Below are 21,639 nucleotides of genomic sequence, written 5' to 3'. Positions count from 1 at the left end.
CGGGCCGCGGGGCGTGGGAAAGATCGAGCTGACTGTCAGTGCCGGCGGGTAGGCTCGACAGCAAGATGACAGAGGACCTCACACCCGCGGAAGCGTATGCGGCTGCCCGGCTCCGCGCCGTCGAGCAGGCCACCGCGCTCGCCCCTTTCCGTGCCCTGTACGACTTCGAGCTGGACCCGTTCCAGATCGAGGCCTGCCGCGCCCTGGAGGGCGGCAAGGGCGTACTGGTCGCGGCGCCCACCGGTTCGGGCAAGACCATCGTCGGTGAGTTCGCCGTGCACCTCGCCCTGGAGCAGGGGCGCAAGTGCTTCTACACCACGCCCATCAAGGCGCTGTCCAACCAGAAGTACGCCGACCTGGTCAGGCGGTACGGCCCCGGGAAGGTCGGCCTGCTCACCGGCGACAACAGCGTCAATTCCGAGGCACCCGTGGTCGTGATGACCACCGAGGTGCTCCGCAACATGCTCTACGCCGGTTCCCAGTCGCTGCGCGGCCTCGGGTACGTGGTGATGGACGAGGTGCACTACCTGTCCGACCGGTTCCGGGGCGCGGTCTGGGAGGAAGTGATCATCCACCTCCCCGAGTCCGTGACCCTGGTGTCACTGTCCGCGACCGTGTCCAACGCCGAGGAGTTCGGTGACTGGCTCGACACCGTCCGCGGCGACACCGAGGTGATCGTCTCGGAGAGCCGGCCCGTGCCGCTGTGGCAGCACGTCCTGGCCGGGCGCCGGACCTACGACCTCTTCGAGGAGGAGACCGACCACGGCGGCCGGGGCTCCGCCCGGCGGGAGGTCAACCCCGACCTGGTCCGCCTGGCCCGGATGGAGAACCAGCGCACCTACAACCCGCGTGACCGGCGCCGCGGCAAGGTGAGCGAGGCGGACCGCGAGCGCGAGCGGCGGCAGCGTTCCCGGATCTGGACGCCCGGGCGGCCCGAGGTCATCGAGCGGCTGGACGCCGAAGGGCTGCTGCCCGCCATCACCTTCATCTTCAGCCGGGCGGGCTGCGAGGCCGCCGTACAGCAGTGCCTTTACGCGGGTCTGCGGCTCAACGACGAGGAGGCGCGCCGGCGGGTGCGCGAGACGGTCGAGGCCCGCACCGCGACGATCCCCCGCGAGGACCTGCACGTCCTCGGGTACTACGAGTGGCTCGAAGCTCTGGAGCGGGGCATCGCCGCCCACCACGCGGGGATGCTGCCGACCTTCAAGGAGGTCGTCGAGGAACTCTTCGTCCACGGTCTGGTCAAGGCGGTGTTCGCCACCGAGACACTCGCGCTGGGCATCAACATGCCCGCCCGGACGGTGGTGCTGGAGAAGCTCGTCAAGTGGAACGGCGAGCAGCACGCCGACATCACACCCGGCGAGTACACCCAGCTGACCGGACGGGCCGGGCGGCGCGGGATCGACGTCGAGGGACACGCGGTCGTGCTCTGGCAGCGCGGCATGGACCCGGTCCACCTCGCCGGACTGGCCGGCACGCGGACCTACCCGCTGCGCTCCAGCTTCAAGCCCTCGTACAACATGGCGGTCAACCTGGTCGACCAGTTCGGGCGGCGCCGCTCGCGCGAGCTGTTGGAGACGTCGTTCGCGCAGTTCCAGGCGGACAAGTCGGTGGTCGGCATATCGCGGCAGGTCCAGCGCAACGAGGAGGGACTGGAGGGCTACCGGGAGGGCATGACCTGCCACCTCGGTGACTTCGAGGAGTACGCGCGGCTGCGCCGCGAGCTCAAGGACCGGGAGAACGAGCTGGCCAAGCAGGGCGCCGTGCAGCGCCGTGCCGCCGCCGCCACGTCCCTGGAGCGGCTCAAGCCGGGTGACGTCATCCACGTGCCGACCGGCAAGTTCGCGGGTCTCGCCCTGGTGCTCGACCCGGGCGTGCCCGCCGGACGGGCCAACGGGCACCGCGGCGTGGAGTACGGCGACGGGCCGCGCCCGCTCGTCCTGACCGCGGAGCGTCAGGTCAAGCGGCTCGCCTCGATCGACTTCCCGGTGCCGGTGGAGCCGCTGGAGCGGATGCGGATCCCCAAGTCGTTCAACCCCCGTTCCCCGCAGTCGCGCCGCGACCTCGCCTCCGCGCTGCGCACCAAGGCCGGCCACATCGCCCCGGAGCGGCACCGCGGGCGGCGGTCCGAGGCCGCCGACGACCGCGAGATCACCCGGCTGCGCACCGCCCTGCGCGCGCACCCCTGCCACGGGTGCGACGAGCGGGAGGACCACGCCCGCTGGGCCGAGCGCTACCACCGGCTCCAGCGGGACACCCGGCAGCTGGAACGGCGTATCGAGGGACGCACCAACACCATCGCCCGGACCTTCGACCGGATCGTCGCCCTGCTGACCGAGATGGACTACCTGCGCGGCGACACCGTGACCGAGCACGGCAAGCGCCTCGCCCGGCTCTACGGCGAACTGGACCTGCTGGCCAGCGAATGCCTGCGGGAAGGCGTGTGGGAGGGGCTGGACCCGGCCGAGCTGGCCGCCTGCGCCTCGGCGCTGGTCTACGAGGCCAGACAGGCGGACGACGCGGTGGCGCCGAAGCTCCCGTCCGGCAGGGCCAAGGCCGCGCTGGGCGAGATGGTACGGATCTGGGGGCGGCTGGACGCCCTGGAGGAGGACTTCCGGATCAACCAGGCCGAGGGCGTGGGCCAGCGCGAACCGGACCTCGGCTTCGCCTGGGCCGCCCACCAGTGGGCCTCCGGCAAGGGGCTCGACGAGGTGCTGCGCGAGGCGGAGATGCCGGCCGGCGACTTCGTACGGTGGTGCAAGCAGCTCATCGACGTGCTCGGCCAGATCGCGGCCGCCGCCCCGCGCGAGAACAGCACGGTCCCCAAGAACGCCCGCAAGGCGGTCGACGGGCTGCTGCGCGGCGTCGTGGCGTACAGCTCGGTGGGCTGAGGCGCCGTCAGCACCGAGGGCCCGGCCGGACGATTCCGGCCGGGCCCTCGCTGCGACGTACCGTCAGGACACCGGCGTACCGTCAGGACACCTCGGCGGCGGCCCGGTTCAGCGGCCCGCGGGCGGTCAGGCCGCCGTTGCGGCGGGCGCGCCTTCCTGCTCGCGTTCCACCTGCTCGTTCCACTCGCGCTTCACCGCGCGCCAGGCCTCGTCGCTCTGGCCGAGCCGCCAGTAGCCCGAGATGGACAGCCGCTCGCGCGGTACCTGCCGCTCCAGACGCAGGTGACGGCGCAGCTCCTTGACGAAGCCCGCCTCGCCGTGGACGAACGCCTGCACCTCACCGGCGGGGAAGTCCAGCTCGCGGACCGCCGCGAGGAGCGCCTCGCCCACGGGACGCCCGGCGCGGTGCAGCCAGCGGACCTCCACCCCGGCCGGTGCCGCGATCGTCTGCTCCTCCTCGGCGCCCCCGACCTCGACGAGGGCACGCGCCACGGCATCCTCGGGCAGCCGCTCCAGCGTCGCAGCGATCGCGGGCAGCGCGCTCTCGTCGCCCACCAGCAGGTGCCAGTCCGCCGCCGGGTCCGGGGCGTACCCGCCGCCGGGGCCCAGGAAGCGCACGGTCTCGCCCACCCGGGCCCGTGCCGCCCACGGACCGGCCAGCCCCTGGTCGCCGTGGACGACGAAGTCGACGGTCAGCTCCCGCCGGGCCGGATCCCACGCGCGGACCGTGTAGGTGCGGGTGGCGGGCCACTGGTCGCGCGGGAACTCGGCACGGATGCGCGCCATGTCGAACGGCTCCGGATAGCTCACGCCGGGTGCCGCGAACAGCAGCTTGACGTAGTGGTCGGTGAACTCGTCGGCCGCGAAGCCGGCCAGCCCCGCACCGCCGAGGACCACGCGCACCATGTGGGGCGTCAGCCGCTCGGTGCGCACGACGCGTGCCTCGCGGGCGTTCGGCGCCTTACGGGCAGGCTGCTCCACCACGGTCCACTCCCGGTGTCTTCGGTTGCTTAGGCTTACCTAAGCTAACACCTCAGTCGTGGAGAGTGGAGAGCAGCCGTTCCAGTGACCCGCCCAGTCCCCACCGGCCCGCCAGCTCCTCCAGCACCGCGGGACGCAGCGGCCGCGCGGGCAGTGCCGGGTCGAACTCCGGCAGCGGTACGTCACCGGCGACCCGCACCACCCGGGGCGCCACGGCCAGATAGTCGCGCGCTTCGTCCAGCCGCCTGCGCTGCGCGGGCGTCAGGCCGGACGCCGGATCGTCCACGGCAGCCAGGATCCCGGCCAGGTCACCGAAGGCGTCCAGCAGCTTGGCGGCCGTCTTCTCACCGATCCCCGCGACCCCCGGCAGCCCGTCGCTCGGGTCGCCGCGCAGCAGCGCCAGGTCCGCGTACCCCGGGCCGTCCACGCCGTACTTCGCCCGCAGCCACGCCTCGTCGGTGACCTGGAGCGTGCCCACGCCCTTGAGGGGGTACAGCACCCGCACCCCCCGGGCGTCGTCGACCAGCTGGTACAGGTCGCGGTCGCCGGTCACGATGTCCACCGGCCCCGTGGCCCGCCCGGCGAGTGTGCCGATCACGTCGTCCGCCTCGTACCCCGCGACGCCCACCCGGGCGATGCCCAGCGCGTCCAGCACCGCCTCGATCACCGGCACCTGCGGCGACAGGGTGTCCGGGACCTCCTCCTCGTCCGGCCCGGTCGCCGTCGCCACGGCGACGCGGTGCGCCTTGTACGAGGGGATCAGGTCGACCCGCCACTGCGGCCGCCAGTCGGCGTCCATGCAGGCCACCAGGGCGTCCGGGCGGTGGTCCTGGACCAGCCGGGCGATGAAGTCCAGCAGGCCGCGCACGGCGTTGACCGGCGTGCCGTCCGGTGCCTTCACGGAGTCCGGGACGCCGTAATAGGCGCGGAAGTACAGGGAGGCGGTGTCGAGGAGCATCAGGCGTCGCGTCACACCCCGATCATGCCGCACCCCACCGACAGTCACCGTGAGCCGGCGAGGCCCCGGAAGGAGGCGGTCGCCCCGGGCGGAGCGGGTGACGCCGAGTGAAGTCGATCACCCCCGGGACCGCCGGCGCCCGGGCCCGCGCCCGCCGGCGCCCCGGCCCGCGCCCGCCGGCGCCCGGGTCCGGCCCGCGACCCGCCCCGGCCGTCGTACCCGGCCGGCGCGGGCCCGCCTTCCCGGCATTCCCCCCGTTGCGCTACTCGGTGGTACCGCCGCTGCGTAAGGTGGTGCGTGAGGGAGGGAGCCACAAGATGGACGACAAGGAAACGCTTCGGGTAGGAGCGGCCGTCCGCAGGAGGCGCAGAGCGCTGGCGCTCACCCTTGCCACGGTCGCCGAGCGCAGCGGGCTGTCCGTTCCGTTCCTCAGCCAGATCGAGAACGAACGCGCCCGCCCCAGCACCCGGTCGCTGGAACGGGTCGCCGACGCCCTGGAGACCACGGCCGTGGAGTTGCTGTACGCCGCCGACTCGACGCGCACCGTCGACGTCGTACGCGCCGGCGACGACACCGGCCTGCCCGGGGTGCGCCCCCTGGTGCGCGGTGAGCACCAGATGCACGCCGACGAGTTCACCGGCGAGCACGACGCGGGACGCGAGCTGGTGCTGCGCAACGACGTCCTGCTGTACGTCGCCGACGGCGCCGCCGAGGTGGAGGCCGAGGGCCGGGCCTACCGGCTGGAACGCGGCGACACCCTGTACCTGTCCGGCGGGGTGCGCCACCGCTGGCGCGCCACCGGGCCCGGCACCCGCCTGCTCGTGGTCGCCGTCGCCGAGCACATCGGGACCGGCTCGGCGTCGTGACGCGCGTCGTGTCACTGGTGCCCTCCCTCACCGAGGCCGTCGCCGTCGGCGTGCCCGGTGCGCTCGTCGGCGCCACCGACTGGTGCAGCCATCCCGTGGGGCTGGACGTCCGCCGGATCGGGGGCACCAAGAACCCGGATGTGGCGGCCGTCGTGGCGCTCCGCCCGGATCTCGTCGTCGCCAACGAGGAGGAGAACCGCGAGCCCGACCTCGCCGCCCTGCGCGCCGCCGGGCTGGACGTCCTGGTCACCGAGGTCCGCGGCCTCGACCAGGCCTTCGGCGAGCTGGAGCGGGTGCTGCGCGCCTGCGGCGCGGCCGCCCGGCCGCGCTGGCTGGACGAGGCGGAGGCGGCCTGGGCAGCGGTGACCCCCGACGCCCCCCGCACCGCCGTGGTGCCCGTCTGGCGGCGCCCCTGGATGGTGCTGGGCCGCGACACCTTCGCCGGTGACCTGCTGGCCCGCCTGGGCGTGAGCAACCTGTACGCGGACCACCCCGAGCGCTACCCGCGCGTCCCGCTCGACGAGCTGCGCCGGAGCGGAGCCGACCTGGTGGTGCTGCCGGACGAGCCGTACCGCTTCACCGCCGACGACGGCCCCGAGGCGTTCGGGGGCCTGCCCGCGGCGCTGGTCGGCGGTCGGCACCTCACGTGGTACGGGCCGTCCCTGGCCGAGGCGCCGGCGGCGCTGCGAGCAGCGCTCCGCCGACCAGTCCGCGCAGCGTCCGCGCCGCCGCGGTGACCCAGGCCGCCACCAGGAGCGCGTACAGCGCCACCGCCAGCCACCGCAGGGCGGTGAGCCCGGTGTGCTGGGCCAGCCCCCCGGCACCGGTCACGCAGGTGCCCACGGGGAAGGTGAACGCCCACCACGTCATCGTGAAACCCATGCCGCGCCGCCGCGCCCGCACCACCATGGCGCCGGCCAGCGCCAGCCACATCAGCGCGAAGCCCATCACCGGCACGCCGTACAGCACCGCCAGCGCCGCCGCGTACGGGACGGCCGGTGCCGCGTCGGCGAACGTGCCCGCCGCGGTCGCCGACTGGCCCAGCGGACCCAGCACCAGGAACAGCGTCGGGGTCAGTGCCACCGGCAGCGGTCCGCCGGTCATCAGCCGGCCGAAGACCAGCGGCAGCACCACCAGCGTGGCCAGCAGGCTCACCCCGAACATCCCGTAGCAGCCGGCCAGCAGCGTCGGCCGCCACTGCCCCTCGGGCAGGTGCGGCACCAGCAGCGGGCCGAACGCGGCCGACACCATCGGCGCGACCACCGGCAGCAGCCACACCGGCGAGGCCGCCCCCGCCTCGTGGCGCACCACCATCAGGTACGGGATCGCCACCGCCACCACCAGGCCGGCCGCCGTTCCCGCGGCGAACAGCACCGTGCCCAGGGCCACCGCCGCGTCCGGACCGATCCAGTCCCGGCCCACGATCAGGGCGCCACCGCCGACCGCGACCAGGGCCATGGCGGGACAGCCGTAGAACGGCGCGACCGCCGGGTCCAGCAGATGGGCCCTGGCCTGGTCGCGGTGGCGCGCCCAGTGCGCGGCGCGCGCCGCCAGCAGGGCCAGCAGCATCAGCAGTGACAGCGTCCACACGGCCGCGCAGGCGGTCCGCGCGCCGGGCAGCGGCACCGGGAGCGTGGCCCCCGCGTTGGCGACGATCGCGGTGCCCATCACGGGGGCGTACCAGTTGGGGCCGAGGTGCCGGACGGCCGCCAGGGAGGCGCGCCGGGGGAGGAGCAGGAGTGCTGCGGGGAGGGCCATGCCCCCACCCTCGCCGCCCCGAACCGCCCGTACCAGGGATCTTGTACCTATCACCCCATAAGCTGGAGTTATGAGCCTCTCCCATCGCGTGCCCGACCTCGGTGCCCTCGAACTGCTGCTCGCCGTCGCCCGGCACGGCAGCCTGGGGCGCGCGGCGCGCGAGGTGGGCATCAGCCAGCCCGCCGCCAGCAGCCGCGTCCGCTCCATGGAACGGCAGCTCGGTGTCGCCCTCGTCGACCGCTCGCCGCGCGGTTCCCGGCTCACCGACGCCGGCGCGCTGGTCACCGACTGGGCGCGGCGCGTGGTGGAGGCCGCCGAGGCCTTCGACGCGGGCGCCCAGGCCCTGCGGGACCGGCGTGACTCGCGGTTGCGGGTCGCCGCCTCGATGACCATCGCCGAGTACCTGCTGCCCGGCTGGCTGATCGCCCTGCGCGCCGAGCGTCCCGACACGGCTGTCTCACTGCACGCCGGCAACTCGGCGGCGGTCGCGGAACGCCTGCTCGCGGGAGAGGCCGACCTCGGGTACGTGGAGGGCCTCGCCGTCCCGGACGGCCTGGACGCGGTGGTCGTCGCCCACGACCGGCTCGTGGTGGTCGCCGCGCCCTCGCACCGCTGGGCCCGCCGCCGCTCTCCGGTCACCCCCGGCGAGCTCGCGGCCACCCCGCTGATCCTGCGCGAGTACGGCTCGGGCACCCGGCAGGTGCTGGACGCGGCGCTCGCCGGGCACGGCGGACTGGCGCGGCCGCTGCTGGAGCTCGCCTCCACGACGGCGGTCAAGGGCGCGGCGGTGAGCGGCGCGGGACCGGCCGTCCTCAGCGAGCTGGCGGTCACCGAGGAGTTGTCGTCCCGCCGCCTGGTCGAGGTCCCGGTGGAGGGCGTCCGCCTGCGCCGCGCCCTGCGCGCGGTCTGGCCGACCGGCCCCCGGCCCACCGGACCGGCCCGGGACCTGCTGTCGCTGGCGCGGCGCTAGGGGGTGTCCCGCCGATCCGGCCTGATCGGCGGGACACCCCCTGGGAAGGGCCCGGGGCCGCACCCGGCCGCCCGGCCCGACGGGCCCGCCGTCAGCACGACGCCCGCACCAGACCCGTCATCACCCGTGTGTCGGTGCCCATCTCGGGATGCCACTGCACCCCCAGCACCCACCCGGCCCCGGCCGGCGTCTCCACCGCCTCCACGGTGCCGTCCCGCGCGTACGCCGAGGGCGTCAGGCCCCCGGCGACGCGGTCCACCGCCTGGTGGTGGTAGGTCGGGACCTCCGTGGCCTCGGGCACCAGCGAGGCGTACCGCGTCCCCGGCACCGGCTCGACCGTGTGGTGGCCGAAGAGGCCGGGCCGCTCCACGTGCCCGTCCAGATGCTGCACCAGGGTGCCGCCGAGGGCGACGTTCAGCAGCTGCATGCCGCGGCAGATGCCGAGCAGCGGTGTGCCGGAAGCCAGGGCCGCGTCGATCAGCGCCAGCTCCCAGGCGTCCCGCCGCACGGCGGGCGGCCCCGTACGGGGATCGCGCTCGGCCCCGTACCGGGCCGGCTCGACGTCCGGACCGCCGGCCACGACGAGACCGTCGAGCCGGGCGACCACGTCGGCGGCGGCGGACGGCGCGTCCGGCGGGAGCATCACGGCGAGTCCGCCGGCGGCCTGGACCAGGCGCGGGTACCCCTCGGGCAGCAGCACGGCGGGCATGTCCCACACGCCCCAGGCCGCCCGGTCCAGGTAGGTGGTGACGCCGATCAGCGGCCTGGGCGCGTCGGCGGACCCTCCTGTGGGCACCCCGGTCGCTCCTCTCACCCGCGTTCCAGTTCGGCCTCGGCCGCGGCCAGTGCCGCGAACTCCTCCTCGGGAGCGCCGGCGACGAGACGCTTGCGACTGTAGAGCGCGAAGTAGGCCAGGGCGACGCCGTAGACACCGAGCGCGATGAACGCGGCCTCCTTGTCCACCAAGAACGTCGCCACCAGCGCGGACAGCGCCAGCGCGAGGGCGACGGACGAGGTCAGCACTCCGCCCGGGGTGCGGTAGGGGCGCGGCAGGTCCGGCTCGCGGCGCCGCAGCACGATGTGGGAGAGCGCCATCAGCGCGTAGCTGATGGTCGCGCCGAACACCGCGATGTTGAGCATCCGCGCGCCGTCCCCGGTCCCCGCCGCCAGCGCGAAGCCGAGCGCGCCCGGGACCAGCAGGCCCAGGTACGGGGACTTGCGCCGGCTGGTCAGGGACAGGAACCGGGGCAGGTAGCCGGCCCGGGACAGGGCGAAGAGCTGACGGGAGCCGGCGTAGATGAGGGAGAAGAAGGACGCCACCAGGCCGGCGAGGCCCGCGTAGTTCACGAACCGGCTCAGCGGGGTGGGGGCGCCGTCCCCCTGGAGCGCCACGACCAGCGGGTTGCCCGCCTCCTGGATCGCGGCCGAACCGCGCGCCCCGGTGGCCGCGAGGAACGTCAGCGCGGCCAGTGCCACCAGGATCAGCATCGACAGGGACAGCGCCCTCGGCATGGACCGCACCGGGTCCTTCGCCTCCTCGGCGGCCAGCGGCACGCCCTCCACGCCCAGGAAGAACCACATGCCGAACGGGAACGCCGCCCAGATGCCCAGCAGGCCGAACGGCAGCCACGAGCCGGCGCCGAACGCGCCGGTGTCGACCGGGATGTCGTCCAGCCCGGCGACGTGGAAGTCGGTGAACGCGCCGGCCGCGAAGATCAGCAGCGCCACCACCGCGATACCGGTCACCACGAGACTGAAGCGCAGGGCCTCGCCCACCCCCCAGAGGTGGATGCCGATGAAGACGGCGAAGCAGGCGAGGTGGACGGGCCAGCCGGACTCCAGGCCGAACAGGCCGAGCGATTCGACGTAGTCGCCGATGAAGATGGAGATCGCGGCCGGGGCGAGGATGTACTCGATGAGGATCGCCGTGCCGGTCAGGAAGCCGCCCCAGGTGCCGAGCGCCCGGCGGGCGAAGCCGTAACCGCCGCCCGCCGCGGGCAGGATGGCGGACAGTTCGGCCAGTGCGTGGACCAGGCAGGCGTACATCACGCCCATCAGGACGGTGGCGATCGCCAGCCCGCCGAAGCCGCCCTTGGCCAGGCCGATGTTCCAGCCGGAGAAGTCGCCGGAGACGACGTATCCGACACCGAGCCCGGTGAGCAGCAGCCAGCCGGCGCTGCCGCGCCGCAGGGCCCGGCGCTCGAGATAGCCGTCGGGACCGTCCGGCGCGGAGGTGTCCTTGGTGTCGTCCAGCGTCATGGCAGCAGAGCTCCCGCATCGGCCCAATGGAATGGACCCATACCTTTGCGGCGGTGCGGCCCGAGCGCAAGACCCGTACCCGACTTTCGGGCGAACGCCCCGCTCGCGCGACCCGCGCTCCGCGCCCGGCGGCGCGACCGCCGGTGACCCACGCGCCCCGCGCCCGGCCGGCCGCCGCCGTCGCTCCCGGCCGCGGGCCGCCGCGGGCCGCCGCCCGCCGACCGCGCACCGGCCGCCGCCGCCCGCGCGCCCGCTGCTCGCCGGCGCCCGGCGGCGCGCCGCCCCCGCCGGCCACCCGGCCACCCGTGCGCCCGCAGGCCGCCGCCCGCCGACCGCTCAGCCCAGGAACCCGCGCAGCAGCGCCGCCGTCCCCGCGCAGTGCTCCCGCATCACCTCGCGCGCCGCGTCGGCGTCCCCCTCCAGCACGGCCTCCACCAGCGCGGTGTGCTGGTGCTGCGAGTGCTCCAGGTTCCGCACCAGCAGCGGGATGCAGTCCAGCAGGTCGTTCACCGACGCCCGCACCGCCGCGTACTGCGCGGTCAGCGTCGGCGAGCCCGACAGCTCCGCCAGCGTCAGGTGCAGCAGCGTGTCCTGGCGCCGGTAGTCGTCCAGCGGCGCGTCGTGCGTCGCCGCCAGCGCCGCGCGCAGCCGCTCGGCACCCTGCCCGGAGAGCCCGTGCGCGGCGCACAGGCCGGCCGCGCCCACCTCCAGGACCTCCCGGAAGCGCAGGGTGTCCTCCACGTCCACCGCCGCGATCCGGCGCCGCAGCTCCTGCTCACCGGGGGTGCGGTCGCGGTGCAGCACAAACGTTCCGCCGTAGCGGCCGCGCCGGCTCTCCACCAGGCCCTGCTCCTGGAGCACCTTCAGCACCTCGCGCAGGGTCACCCGGCTGATGCCCATCCGCTCGGCCAGCTCCCGCTCGGCGGGCAGCCGCTCACCGCCGGGCACCAGGCCGAGACGGACCACCTGGAGGACCTGCTCCAGAGCCTCCTCGAAGCCGTTGCCGGCCCGCACCGGCCGCAGTACGGGGGCCAGCCGGTCCTCCGGCCCGCCCCCCGGGGTCTTCTTCGCCACCTCGCGGTTTCCCCTTCCCAAGCAATGGTCTTCGGCAATACCTTATGGCTTCCGGCTGACCGAAGGAGGAGCAATCCCGTGGCAGACCGCAAACCCCCGCTCGCCGTCGAGGAGCTGCGCAGGCTCGTCGCGCACGGTGAGATCGACACAGTGGTCCTGGCCTTCCCCGACATGCAGGGGCGGCTCCAGGGCAAGCGGTTCGCCGCGCCGTTCTTCCTCGACGAGGTACTGGAGCACGGCACCGAGGGCTGCAACTACCTGCTCGCCGTGGACGTGGAGCTGAACACCGTCGACGGGTACGAGATGTCCTCCTGGACCAAGGGGTACGGCGACTTCGCCATGCGCCCCGACCTGTCCACCCTGCGCCTGGCCCCCTGGAACGAGGGCACGGCCCTGCTCGTCGCCGACCTGGCCTGGGCCGACGGCTCACCCGTCGTCGCCGCCCCCCGCCAGATCCTGCGCCGCCAGCTGGAACGGCTCGCCGCACACGGCTACACCGCCCACGCCGGCACGGAGCTGGAGTTCATCGTCTTCAAGGACACCTACGAGCAGGCCTGGAACGCGAACTACCGGGGCCTGACCCCGGTCAACCAGTACAACATCGACTACTCGGTCCTCGGCACCGGCCGTGTCGAACCGCTGCTGCGCCGGATCCGCAACGAGATGGCCACCGCGGGACTGACCGTCGAGTCCGCCAAGGGCGAGTGCAACCCCGGCCAGCACGAGATCGCCTTCAAGTACGACGAGGCCCTGGTCACCTGCGACCAGCACGCCGTGTACAAGACCGGCGCCAAGGAGATCGCCGCCCAGGAGGGCGTCTCGCTCACCTTCATGGCCAAGTACAACGAGCGCGAGGGCAACTCCTGCCACATCCACCTCTCCCTCCAGGACGCCGGGGGCAACAGCGTCATGGCCGGCGCGGGACCGGGCGGCATGTCCCAGGTCATGCGGTACTTCCTGGCCGGGCAACTGGCCGCGATGCGCGACTTCTCCCTCCTCTACGCGCCGAACATCAACTCGTACAAGCGCTTCCAGCCCGGCTCCTTCGCCCCCACCGCCGTCGCCTGGGGCCACGACAACCGCACCTGCTCGCTGCGGGTGGTCGGCCACGGCCGGTCCCTGCGCTTCGAGAACCGCCTCCCCGGCGGCGACGTCAACCCCTACCTGGCCGTCGCCGGCCTGGTCGCGGCCGGCCTGTACGGCATCGAGCACGAGCTGGAACTCCCCGAGGCGTGCCAGGGCAACGCGTACACCGCCGACTACGCCCATGTCCCCACCACGCTGCGGGAGGCGGCCGAACTGTGGGAGTCCAGCCCCATCGCGCGGGCGGCCTTCGGGGACGAGGTGGTCGCCCATTACCGCAACATGGCGCGGGTCGAGCTGGACGCCTTCGACGCCGCGGTGACCGACTGGGAGCTGCGCCGCTCCTTCGAACGCCTGTGAGGAACGCCTTGTCCGCCGAGCACCACGTACTCAACCCCGCCACCGAAGAGGTCGTCGCCACCGTCCCGGCCGCCACCGCCGCCGACGTCGACGCCGCGGTGGCCCGCGCCGCCGTGGCCCAGCGCGGCTGGGCCGCCGCCGCCCCCGCCGACCGCGCCCGGCTGCTGCGCCGGTTCGCCGCCGTGGTGGACGACCACCGCGAGGAACTGGCCCTGCTGGAGGTCCGCGAGGCCGGGCACACCCTCGGCAACGCCCGCTGGGAAGCCGGGAACGTACGCGACCTGCTGGACTACGCGGCCGGGGGAGTCGAGCGGCTGAACGGCCGGCAGATCCCCGTCCCCGGCGGTCTCGACATCACCCTCCTGGAACCCCTCGGCGTGGTCGGCGTCATCGCCCCCTGGAACTTCCCCATGCCCATCGCCGCCTGGGGCACCGCCCCCGCGCTCGCGGCGGGCAACGCGGTGATCCTCAAGCCCGCCGAGACCACCCCCCTGACCGCCCTGCGCCTCGCCGGCCTCGCCCTGGAGGCCGGCCTGCCCGAGCACCTCTTCCAGGTCCTGCCCGGCGCCGGCGACGTGGCGGGGAACGCGCTGGTCGAGCACCCCGGCGTCGCCAAGATCGTCTTCACCGGATCCACCCGGGTCGGCAAGCGGATCATGGCCACATGTGCCGACCGCGTGAAGCGCGTCACCCTGGAACTCGGCGGCAAGAGCCCCAACATCGTCTTCGCCGACGCCGACATCGAGGCGGCAGCGGCCGCCACGCCCATGTCCTTCCTGGACAACGCCGGCCAGGACTGCTGCGCCCGCACCCGCGTGCTCGTCCAGCGGACGGTGTACGACCGCTTCATGGAGCTGCTGGCGCCCGCCGTGGAGGCGGTCGTCGTCGGCGACCCGGCCGACGAGAAGACGCAGATGGGGCCGCTGATCTCCCGTACCCAGCTGGAGCGGGTCCGGTCCTATGTCCCCGACGACGCGCCCGGTGTCCGGGGCACGGCCCCCGAGGGCCCCGGCTTCTGGTTCCCGCCCACCGTCCTCACCGGACTCGCGCCCGACGCGCCCGCCGCCGTCGACGAGGTCTTCGGACCGGTGGCCGTCGTCCTGCCCTTCGAGGACGAGCAGGACGCGGTACGGCTGGCCAACGCCACCGAGTACGGCCTGTCCGGCTCCCTCTGGACCCGCGACATCGGCCGCGCGCTGCGCGTCTCGGGCGCCGTCGCGGCCGGCAACCTCTCCGTCAACTCCCATTCCAGCGTCCGCTACTGGACCCCGTTCGGCGGCTTCAAGCAGTCCGGCATCGGCCGCGAACTGGGCCCCGACGCCCTGACCGCTTTCACCGAGACCAAGAACGTCTTCATCAGCACGGAGGCCTGAACCACATGACCGACCGCACCCCAGAGACAGTCTGCCGCCGCCTGGTCGGCCGTACCGCCGTCGTCACCGGCGCCGGCAGCGGCATCGGCCTCGCCGCCGTCCGCCGCCTCGCCTCCGAGGGCGCCCACGTCGTCTGCGGCGACATCGACGAGACGGCGGGCGGGGCCGCGGCCGACGAGGTCGGCGGGACCTTCGTACGTGTCGACGTCACCGACGCCGAACAGGTCGAGGGGCTCTTCAGGACGGCGTACGAGACCTACGGCAGCGTGGACGTCGCCTTCAACAACGCGGGCATCTCGCCGCCGGAGGACGACTCCATCCTGACCACCGGTCTGGAGGCCTGGAAGCGGGTCCAGGAGGTCAACCTCACCTCCGTGTACCTCTGCTGCAAGGCCGCCATCCCCTACATGCGGCGCCAGGGCAGGGGCTCGATCATCAACACCGCCTCCTTCGTGGCCCGTATGGGCGCGGCGACCTCGCAGATCTCCTACACCGCCTCCAAGGGCGGCGTGCTGGCGATGTCGCGGGAACTGGGCGTGCAGTTCGCCAGGGAGGGGATCCGCGTGAACGCCCTGTGCCCGGGACCGGTCGACACCCCGCTCCTGCGGGAGCTGTTCGCCAAGGACCCCGAGCGCGCCGCGCGCCGCCTGGTCCACATCCCGGTCGGCCGTTTCGCCGCCGCGGAGGAGATAGCCGCCGCCGTCGCGTTCCTGGCGAGCGACGACTCCTCCTTCGTCAACGCCACCGACTTCCTGGTCGACGGCGGCATCGCCGGGGCCTACGTCACCCCCGTGTAGCCCCCCGTCCCGGCGGCCGGGTGCCGTACGGCGCCCGGCCGGCCCGTACCCGCCGCCGGAACGGCCCGCCCGGACCGGCCGCCGGGACGGTGTACGGGCCGCGAAACCGCCCCCTATGGTGGCCGGATGAGCATGACGAGCCCGCCGGGCTGGTACCCCGATCCGGGCATCCCCGCCCTGGAACGCTGGTGGGACGGCGCCGCGTGGAGCGAGCACACCCGCCCCGCGGGCGCGCCGCCCCGGCGGCGCGGCCGGCCCGCCCTGCCCGTCGCGGTCGCGGGCGTGGTCCTGGTGGCGGCCGTCGCCGTGGCGGCGACGTTCCTGCGCCCCGGTGACGACGGGGCGGGCGGGGGCACCGGGTCCCCGCCCGCCCCGTCGGCCTCCGCGTCCGGCCCCGTGTCCGCGCCGGCGTCGCCACCGGCGTCCGCGCCCGCCTCCGCCCCGCCGTCCGACGGCCCGGCAGACGGCCCGGCAGCCGTCGCCGACCAGCTCAACGGCATCACCCTGCCCGTCCTCGACGGCTGGCGGGAGCCCGAGTACGGCACCGACGGCGCCCCCACCGTGGCCACCGTCGCCGACGCACCCTGCCCCTCCGCCACCGGCCGCCGCTGCGCGCGCGGCACCGTTTCCTCCCGCACCGCCCCGGCGAGTGACACGACCAGCCCCCAGGCGCTCGCCGAACAGGACATCGAGCGGGCCGCCGAGTGGGCGTACGGGGAGGACCGGCTGGGCAACCGGCCGCACGGCGGCATCCGTTCCCACCGGCTGCTCGCCGCCCGCCCCGCCGTCGTCGCGGGACGCACCGGCTACCTGGTCCGGTGGCGGGTCGTCACCGGCGCCGGGCCCGGTGGTTACGTCCAGTCGCTGGCCTTCCCCTCACCGGCCGGCAGCGAGGCACCGGTCGTCGTCCGCTTCGCGCTGGACGCCACCCAGGACGCGCCGCCGCTCACCACCATGGACGAGATCACGAAGGGCATCCGCCCCATCGGCGGCCCCACCGGCGGCGGGGTCGGCAGCACCATCGCCCCCTGACCGGGCGCCGGCCGCCGCACAGCGGGGGCCGGCGAGGGGACGCCGGTCACAGGAAGGTCCGGCCCTCGCCCCGGTAGGTCGGCACGGTCGCCGTGACCCGGTCGCCCTCGATCAGGTGCAGCGCGTCGAAACGCTCGCACAGCTCCCCGGCCTTGGCGTGCCGGAACCACACCTTGTCGCCGATCAGCAGGTCGTCGGCGGGCGAGCCCAGCAGCGGCGTCTGCACCTCGCCCGCGCCCTCCCGCGCGTCGTAGCGCAGCCCCTCCGGCAGGTACGGGACGGGCAGCCGGTCCCGGCCCGCCGCCCCGGACGCGGGATAGCCGCCCCCCAGCACGGTCACCGCGCCCATACCCGGCCTGCGCACGACCGGCTGGGCGAACAGCGCCGCCGGGCGCCCCGTGAAGGAGGTGTAGTGGTCGAACAGCCGTGGCAGGTACAGCCCCGAGCCGGCCGCGACCTCGGTCACCGCCGCCTCGGCGGCCGTGTGCTGGACGCTGCCGGTGCCACCGCCGTTGACGAACTCCAGACCGGGCGCCACCTCCCGTACCGCCCGCACCACCGCGGCCCGCCGGGCCGCCAGCTCCCCGCGGGCCGCCGCCTGCATCAGCCGGACGGCCCGGGAGCGCACCGGACGGCCCGGGACCGCGTCACCCACCCCGGCGACATGCCCCTCGTAGGCCATCAGCCCCACCAGCCGGAAGCCCGGCCTGCGGGCCACCGAGCGCGCCAGCTCGGCCAGTTGGGCGGGCTCCCGCAGCGGTGAGCGCCGGGCCCCGACCCGCACCCGGCCGCCCAGCAGGCGCAGTGAGGTGTCCACCTCCAGACAGACCCGGATCACCTCGCCCCCGCCGTCCCTGGCCCCGTCGATGAGGTCGAGCTGGGCCGGGTCGTCCACCATCACCGTCACCGCGCCCGCGAGCTTGGCGTCCCCCGCCAGCTCCGCGAACCCGGCGCGGTCCGCCGAGGGGTAGGCCAGCAGTACGTCACCGAACCCGGCCCGGGCCAGCCACACCGACTCGGCCAGTGTGAACGACATGATGCCGGCGAACCCCTCACGCGCCAGCACCCGTTCCAGCAGCGCCCGGCAGCGCACCGACTTGCTCGCCACCCGGATCGGCTTCCCGGCCGCCCGGCGCACCAGGTCGTCGGCGTTGGCGTCGAACGCCGCCAGGTCGACCACGGCGAGCGGGGCGTCCAGATGGGCGGTGGCCCGGTCGTACCGGGCGCGGTCAGCGGCACGCGGAGTCATGGCCAGAGCCTGCCAGAGCCGCTGGTCCGGGGGTAGGGGGACGTTCCGGTCACTTCCCGCCCCCACCTGCGGCCTCGTTGCCGACGACCCGGTCGGAGCCCGTAAAGTGACGCCCACGCGCTACGAACGGGCCTGCCCCGAAAGGCGAATACGAACGACACCGAGGGGGGCGGATGAGCACCGAAGCACGACACCCCTTCCGCTCCTCCTCGCGCGTCACGGACGCCCCGCTCCCGGGCGCCCCCGGACGCCCCGCCCCCGCGCCGGCCCCGCAGACGCCCGCCGGGCCGCCCCCGCCCATACCGCCGGGCGGTCCCGCGCGTCCCGCGGCCCGGTCCGCCGGGCCCGGCCACCGCGTGCCGGAACCGGCGGCCACGGAGATCACCACCCGGCTCCGGCCGGTCCGCCAGGCGGCCCCGGCCCCCGGACCGGCACCGGCCGAGGAGCCGGCCCGTCCCACGTCCCCGTCCGCCCGTCCGGTGCCCCCCTCCCGTTCGGGTGTCCCGCCGCGCCCAGGCCCGGCCGCGCCGGCCGGCGGACCCCGCGGCGCCGCCGCGGGCGCCCCGCCGGGCACACGCCGGGCCGGGTGGCCCGCCGAGGGCGCCCCGCCGCCCCGGCCCGCCGGCCCGCCGCCCACCCGCCGGCGGCCGGTCGGCTCCGTCGACCTGACGCCGGGGCCGGGCGCCGTCCCCTGCCCGCCGGTCGGCCCGGGCACGAGCCGCCCCGGCGACCGGTTCGCCTGGGCGCCGCCCGAGGCCCCGGCCGGGACCACCACCCGGCTGCGCCCCGTCCGCGCCCGGTCCGCCGGCCGGACCGCCGCCGCCCTGCTGTGCCTGGTGCTCGGGCTGGGGCTGGTCGGCGGCGCCGCCGCCGGGACCTGGCTCGTCGGGGACGCGGTCGGCGAGACCGCCGCCGGCACCGGGTACGCCCAGACCCGCACCCTGTGGCACAGCGTTCCCGTGGACACGCTCTTCCCGCGCACCCTCAAGGGCGACGGCGCCGGCCCGGGCGGGGCCGACCGGGTGTGGACCCGCCTGACCGTCGCGCCCGACGGGCCCTGCGCGGGCGCGCTGGACCCGCTCCTGGCCCGGGCGCTGCGGCCGGTGGGCTGCCTGCGTCTGCTGCGCGCCACCTACACCGACGCCACGTCCACCGCGGTGACCACCGTCGGGCTGGTCTTCACCGAGGCCGACGCCGCCGGTATGACCGCGCTGCACACCCGGTTCACCGACGAGAGCCTGGACGAACGCCCCGACCTGATGCCCCGCGCCCTGCCGGCCCCCGGTACCGCCGCCGCCGGCTTCGGCGACCGGCAGCGGGCGAGCTGGCGGGTGAACGTGCTCACCGAGGTGCCGGTGGTCGTGTACGCGGTGTCCGGGTTCGCCGACGGCCGTGCCGTCACCGACCCGCAGCCCGCCGCCGAGGCGATGGCCGACGGCCAGACCACCGCGCCCGCCCAGGCGGGCCTGGGCCACGAGGCCAAGGGCATCGCCGACCGGATCGAGCGGGGCCTGCGCGGCGCCGTCGGCGGGGCCACGGAGGAGCCCGGGTGAGACACCTCCGCCGTACCGCCGCCGCGGCCCTGGCCGCCACGGCGTTCGCACTGCTGCCGGCGCTCCCCGCCCAGGCCGACACCATCCGCTCGCGCCAGTGGGGCCTGGCGGCGCTGCGCACCGACGAGGCCTGGCGCACCACCAGGGGCGCGGGCGTCACCGTGGCCGTCCTGGACACCGGTGTCGACGCGAGCCATCCCGACCTGGCCGGCAACGTGCTGCCCGGCAAGGACCTGGTCGGGTTCGGCGCCCGGCGGGGCGACCGGGCCTGGGCCCGCCACGGCACCGCCATGGCGGGGATCGTCGCGGGACACGGGCACGGCCCCGGCCGCGAGGACGGCGTCCTGGGCATCGCGCCCGAGGCGAGGATCCTGCCCGTCCGGGTCATTTTGGAAGGCGGCGACCCGGCCCGTACCAAGGCCCGCAACACCCGGGGCACCGCCCTCGCCCAGGGCATCCGGTGGGCCGCCGACCGGGGCGCGGACGTCATCAACCTCTCGCTGGGCGACGACAGCGAGTCGGCCCACCCCGACGCCGGCGAGGACGCGGCCGTCCAGTACGCCCTGGCCAAGGGCTCCGTCGTCGTCGCCTCCGCCGGCAACGGCGGCGAGAAGGGCGACCACATCTCCTACCCCGCCGCCTATCCCGGGGTCATCGCGGTCACCGCCGTCGACCGGTACGGCACCCACGCCGCCTTCTCCACCAGCCGCTGGTACGCCACCGTCAGCGCGCCCGGGGTCGACGTGGTCATCGCCGACCCCGACCGCAAGTACTACGAGGGCTGGGGCACCAGCGCCGCCTCCGCGTTCGTCTCCGGCGCCGTGGCGCTGGTGCGGGCCGCGCACCCGGGCCTGACGCCCGCGCAGGTCAAGAAGCTGCTCGCGGACACCGCCCGGGACCGCCCGGTGGGCGGCGGCCATGACGACGACAAGGGGTACGGGACGGTCGACCCGGCCGCCGCGATCGAGGCGGGCACGCGGCTGCCCGGGGCCGGCGCGCGGGCCGCCGGCCACCGGGCGCGGTACTTCGGCCCCGGGCCGCCGGCCGTCCGCGCGGACGAGGCGGGCACCGGCCTGCTCGCCCCGGTCACCGGGGGCGCCGGCGTGCTGCTGCTGGCCGCGGCGGCCGTGCTGTGGCGCGGGGGCGCGCGGCACGGCGCTGAGCCCCGGATAGGCTCTCGGCGTGGCGCTCAAGAACATCCCTGACCCCGGTTTCTCCGACGACGACGGCACCGCCGACCCCAGGCTCACCGAGGCCCTCGCGGCCTGGGCCGTGGACCGGTCCGCCGAGCCGCGCGTCCTGGCCGCGCTGAAGGACGCCCGACTGCTGGTCCCGGTCGTCGCCATCCTCGGTGAGGCGGAGGAGGACGAGGAGACCGGGCTGCGCCGCGAGAAGACCAGCGACATGGCCGTCCCGACGCTCACCGCGGGTGACCGCCGCGCGCTGCCCGCGTTCACCTCCACCGAGTCGCTGGCCCGCTGGGATCCGGCCGCCCGCCCGGTCGCCGTGCCCCTGCACCAGGCGCTCCAGGCCGCCGCCCACGAGAAGGCCGACACCCTGGTGCTCGACCTCGCCGGGCCGGTGCCCTACCAGCTGACCGGTCCGGCGCTGCTCGCCCTCGCCGAGGGCCGCACCAGCACCGACCCGCTGGTCGACCCGGCCGTCGCGGCGGCGGTGCGGGCCGTGGTGGCCGCCGAGCCGGCGGTGCTCCGCGCCCACCTGGGCCCGGGCAGCGCGGACGGCACCCTCGCCCTGGTGCTGGCCCCGGACGCGGTGCCCGCCGAGGCGGTCCGGCGCGTCGCGAGCGCCCTGGCGGCCGACGAGACACTGAGGGCCCGCCTGGTGCGGGGCCTGGACCTGGCGCTGCTGCCGGCCTCGGCCACGCCTCCCGGCGAGCCCTTCCACGTACGAGGGTGAGGATCAGCCGAAGACCGGCCCGGTGTACTTCTCGCCCGGGCCCTGACCGGGCTCGTCGGGCACCAGGGACGCCTCGCGGAACGCCAGCTGGAGCGACTTCAGCCCGTCGCGCAGCGGCGCCGCGTGGAAGGAGCTGATCTCCGTGGCGCCCGCGTCCAGCAGGCCCCCGAGCGCGTGGATCAGCTTGCGCGCCTCGTCCAGGTCCTTGTACTGGTCGCCCTCCTCGGTGAGCCCCAGCTTGACCGCGGCGGCGCTCATCAGGTTGACGGCGACCGTCACGATCACCTCGACCGCGGGAACCTCCGCGATGTCGCGGGTCATGCTGTTGAAGTCGGGGGCGTCGTTGCTCGGCGTGGCGTCACTCATGCCCACACGATATGCGGCCCCCGCGCCGGTTGGCCCCCACCCCCTCGGTGCTGTTAACCTGGTGTGACGACCGGCCGGACACCTCATGTGACCGGCCCACAAGTGGAGGCTCCGATCTCCCACCTGGCCGTCCTCCGGGACGGCGGGTCACC

The 21,639-nt window shown here is 75.3% G+C and carries 19 protein-coding genes; 11 read left to right on the top strand and 8 right to left on the bottom strand.

All coding sequences use genetic code 11. The features are described from left to right. Positions 1–65: 65 nt before the first annotated feature. Complete coding sequence (locus tag AB0H53_RS09190) at positions 66–2,891, top strand: DEAD/DEAH box helicase (protein WP_362109164.1); 2,826 nt, start codon at positions 66–68, stop codon at positions 2,889–2,891. Between the two features lie 126 nt (positions 2,892–3,017). Here the strand turns inward: AB0H53_RS09190 and AB0H53_RS09185 are convergent, their stop codons facing one another. Together AB0H53_RS09185 and AB0H53_RS09180 are read right to left on the bottom strand one after the other, a co-directional pair. After that, the gene (locus tag AB0H53_RS09185; protein WP_362109162.1) at positions 3,018–3,875 is read right to left on the bottom strand and encodes a siderophore-interacting protein; all 858 of its coding nucleotides are present in this window, start codon (positions 3,873–3,875) and stop codon (positions 3,018–3,020) included. 49 nt (positions 3,876–3,924) lie between these two features. Then, positions 3,925–4,830, bottom strand: coding sequence for a 5'-3' exonuclease (locus tag AB0H53_RS09180; protein ID WP_362109448.1), 906 nt, complete (start codon positions 4,828–4,830; stop codon positions 3,925–3,927). A gap of 317 nt (positions 4,831–5,147) precedes the next feature. Between AB0H53_RS09180 and AB0H53_RS09175 the strand changes: the two genes are divergently transcribed. Next, on the top strand, positions 5,148–5,696 hold the full coding sequence (locus tag AB0H53_RS09175) for a helix-turn-helix domain-containing protein (RefSeq protein ID WP_362109160.1): 549 nt from the start codon (positions 5,148–5,150) through the stop codon (positions 5,694–5,696). Continuing rightward, positions 5,693–6,433, top strand: coding sequence for a helical backbone metal receptor (locus AB0H53_RS09170; protein WP_362109158.1), 741 nt, complete (start codon positions 5,693–5,695; stop codon positions 6,431–6,433). The genes AB0H53_RS09175 and AB0H53_RS09170 overlap by 4 nt, the downstream gene beginning before the upstream one ends. On the opposite strand, the gene AB0H53_RS09165 is transcribed toward AB0H53_RS09170, so the two are convergent. After that, on the bottom strand, positions 6,339–7,454 hold the full coding sequence (locus tag AB0H53_RS09165) for a TDT family transporter (RefSeq protein WP_362109156.1): 1,116 nt from the start codon (positions 7,452–7,454) through the stop codon (positions 6,339–6,341). The genes AB0H53_RS09170 and AB0H53_RS09165 overlap by 95 nt on opposite strands. A 70-nt stretch (positions 7,455–7,524) precedes the next feature. Between AB0H53_RS09165 and AB0H53_RS09160 the strand changes: the two genes are divergently transcribed. Then, positions 7,525–8,424 (top strand): LysR family transcriptional regulator, encoded by a 900-nt coding sequence (locus AB0H53_RS09160; RefSeq protein ID WP_362109154.1) that lies wholly within the window; start codon positions 7,525–7,527, stop codon positions 8,422–8,424. A gap of 91 nt (positions 8,425–8,515) precedes the next feature. Here AB0H53_RS09160 and AB0H53_RS09155 read toward each other — a convergent pair whose 3' ends face one another. The 3 genes from AB0H53_RS09155 to AB0H53_RS09145 form a co-directional block, all read right to left on the bottom strand. After that, complete coding sequence (locus AB0H53_RS09155; protein ID WP_362109152.1) at positions 8,516–9,220, bottom strand: gamma-glutamyl-gamma-aminobutyrate hydrolase family protein; 705 nt, start codon at positions 9,218–9,220, stop codon at positions 8,516–8,518. A 14-nt stretch (positions 9,221–9,234) separates the two neighbouring features. Next, on the bottom strand, positions 9,235–10,683 hold the full coding sequence (gene eat / locus AB0H53_RS09150; RefSeq protein ID WP_362109150.1) for an ethanolamine permease: 1,449 nt from the start codon (positions 10,681–10,683) through the stop codon (positions 9,235–9,237). Between the two features lie 336 nt (positions 10,684–11,019). Then, positions 11,020–11,757: an FCD domain-containing protein gene (locus tag AB0H53_RS09145; protein ID WP_362109148.1), complete on the bottom strand. Its 738-nt coding sequence runs from the start codon at positions 11,755–11,757 to the stop codon at positions 11,020–11,022. Between the two features lie 78 nt (positions 11,758–11,835). On the opposite strand from AB0H53_RS09145, the gene AB0H53_RS09140 reads away from it, so the two are divergent. From AB0H53_RS09140 to AB0H53_RS09125, 4 genes are all read left to right on the top strand, one after another. After that, a complete protein-coding gene (locus AB0H53_RS09140) occupies positions 11,836–13,200 on the top strand; it encodes a glutamine synthetase family protein (protein ID WP_362109146.1) in 1,365 nt (454 codons plus the stop codon). A gap of 8 nt (positions 13,201–13,208) precedes the next feature. Then, positions 13,209–14,573: an aldehyde dehydrogenase family protein gene (locus AB0H53_RS09135; RefSeq protein ID WP_362109144.1), complete on the top strand. Its 1,365-nt coding sequence runs from the start codon at positions 13,209–13,211 to the stop codon at positions 14,571–14,573. 5 nt (positions 14,574–14,578) lie between these two features. Next, positions 14,579–15,370, top strand: coding sequence for a 3-oxoacyl-ACP reductase (locus AB0H53_RS09130; RefSeq protein WP_362109142.1), 792 nt, complete (start codon positions 14,579–14,581; stop codon positions 15,368–15,370). Between the two features lie 126 nt (positions 15,371–15,496). Beyond that, on the top strand, positions 15,497–16,402 hold the full coding sequence (locus tag AB0H53_RS09125) for a DUF2510 domain-containing protein (protein ID WP_362109140.1): 906 nt from the start codon (positions 15,497–15,499) through the stop codon (positions 16,400–16,402). A gap of 46 nt (positions 16,403–16,448) precedes the next feature. Here the strand turns inward: AB0H53_RS09125 and AB0H53_RS09120 are convergent, their stop codons facing one another. After that, a complete protein-coding gene (locus AB0H53_RS09120) occupies positions 16,449–17,651 on the bottom strand; it encodes an amino acid deaminase/aldolase (protein WP_362109138.1) in 1,203 nt (400 codons plus the stop codon). A 779-nt stretch (positions 17,652–18,430) separates the two neighbouring features. On the opposite strand from AB0H53_RS09120, the gene AB0H53_RS09115 reads away from it, so the two are divergent. From AB0H53_RS09115 to AB0H53_RS09105, 3 genes are read left to right on the top strand one after another with little or no spacing between them, the layout of a single operon-like run. After that, entirely contained in the window at positions 18,431–19,204 is a 774-nt protein-coding gene (locus tag AB0H53_RS09115; protein WP_362109446.1) for a hypothetical protein, read from the top strand. Then, positions 19,201–20,409, top strand: a complete 1,209-nt coding sequence (gene mycP, locus AB0H53_RS09110) for a type VII secretion-associated serine protease mycosin (RefSeq protein WP_362109136.1) — start codon at positions 19,201–19,203, stop codon at positions 20,407–20,409. Before AB0H53_RS09115 ends, mycP begins: the two co-directional genes overlap by 4 nt. Next, complete coding sequence (locus tag AB0H53_RS09105; RefSeq protein ID WP_362109134.1) at positions 20,387–21,121, top strand: SseB family protein; 735 nt, start codon at positions 20,387–20,389, stop codon at positions 21,119–21,121. The genes mycP and AB0H53_RS09105 overlap by 23 nt, the downstream gene beginning before the upstream one ends. A 3-nt stretch (positions 21,122–21,124) precedes the next feature. Here the strand turns inward: AB0H53_RS09105 and AB0H53_RS09100 are convergent, their stop codons facing one another. After that, complete coding sequence (locus AB0H53_RS09100; protein ID WP_362109132.1) at positions 21,125–21,487, bottom strand: DUF1844 domain-containing protein; 363 nt, start codon at positions 21,485–21,487, stop codon at positions 21,125–21,127. Positions 21,488–21,639 lie beyond the last annotated feature (152 nt).

Source organism: Streptomyces sp. NPDC050856 (assembly GCF_040653855.1).
Lineage (GTDB): Bacteria > Actinomycetota > Actinomycetes > Streptomycetales > Streptomycetaceae > Streptomyces.
Note: the sequence above shows the minus strand (reverse complement) of the source record. Positions and strands in the feature narration are given on the sequence as shown.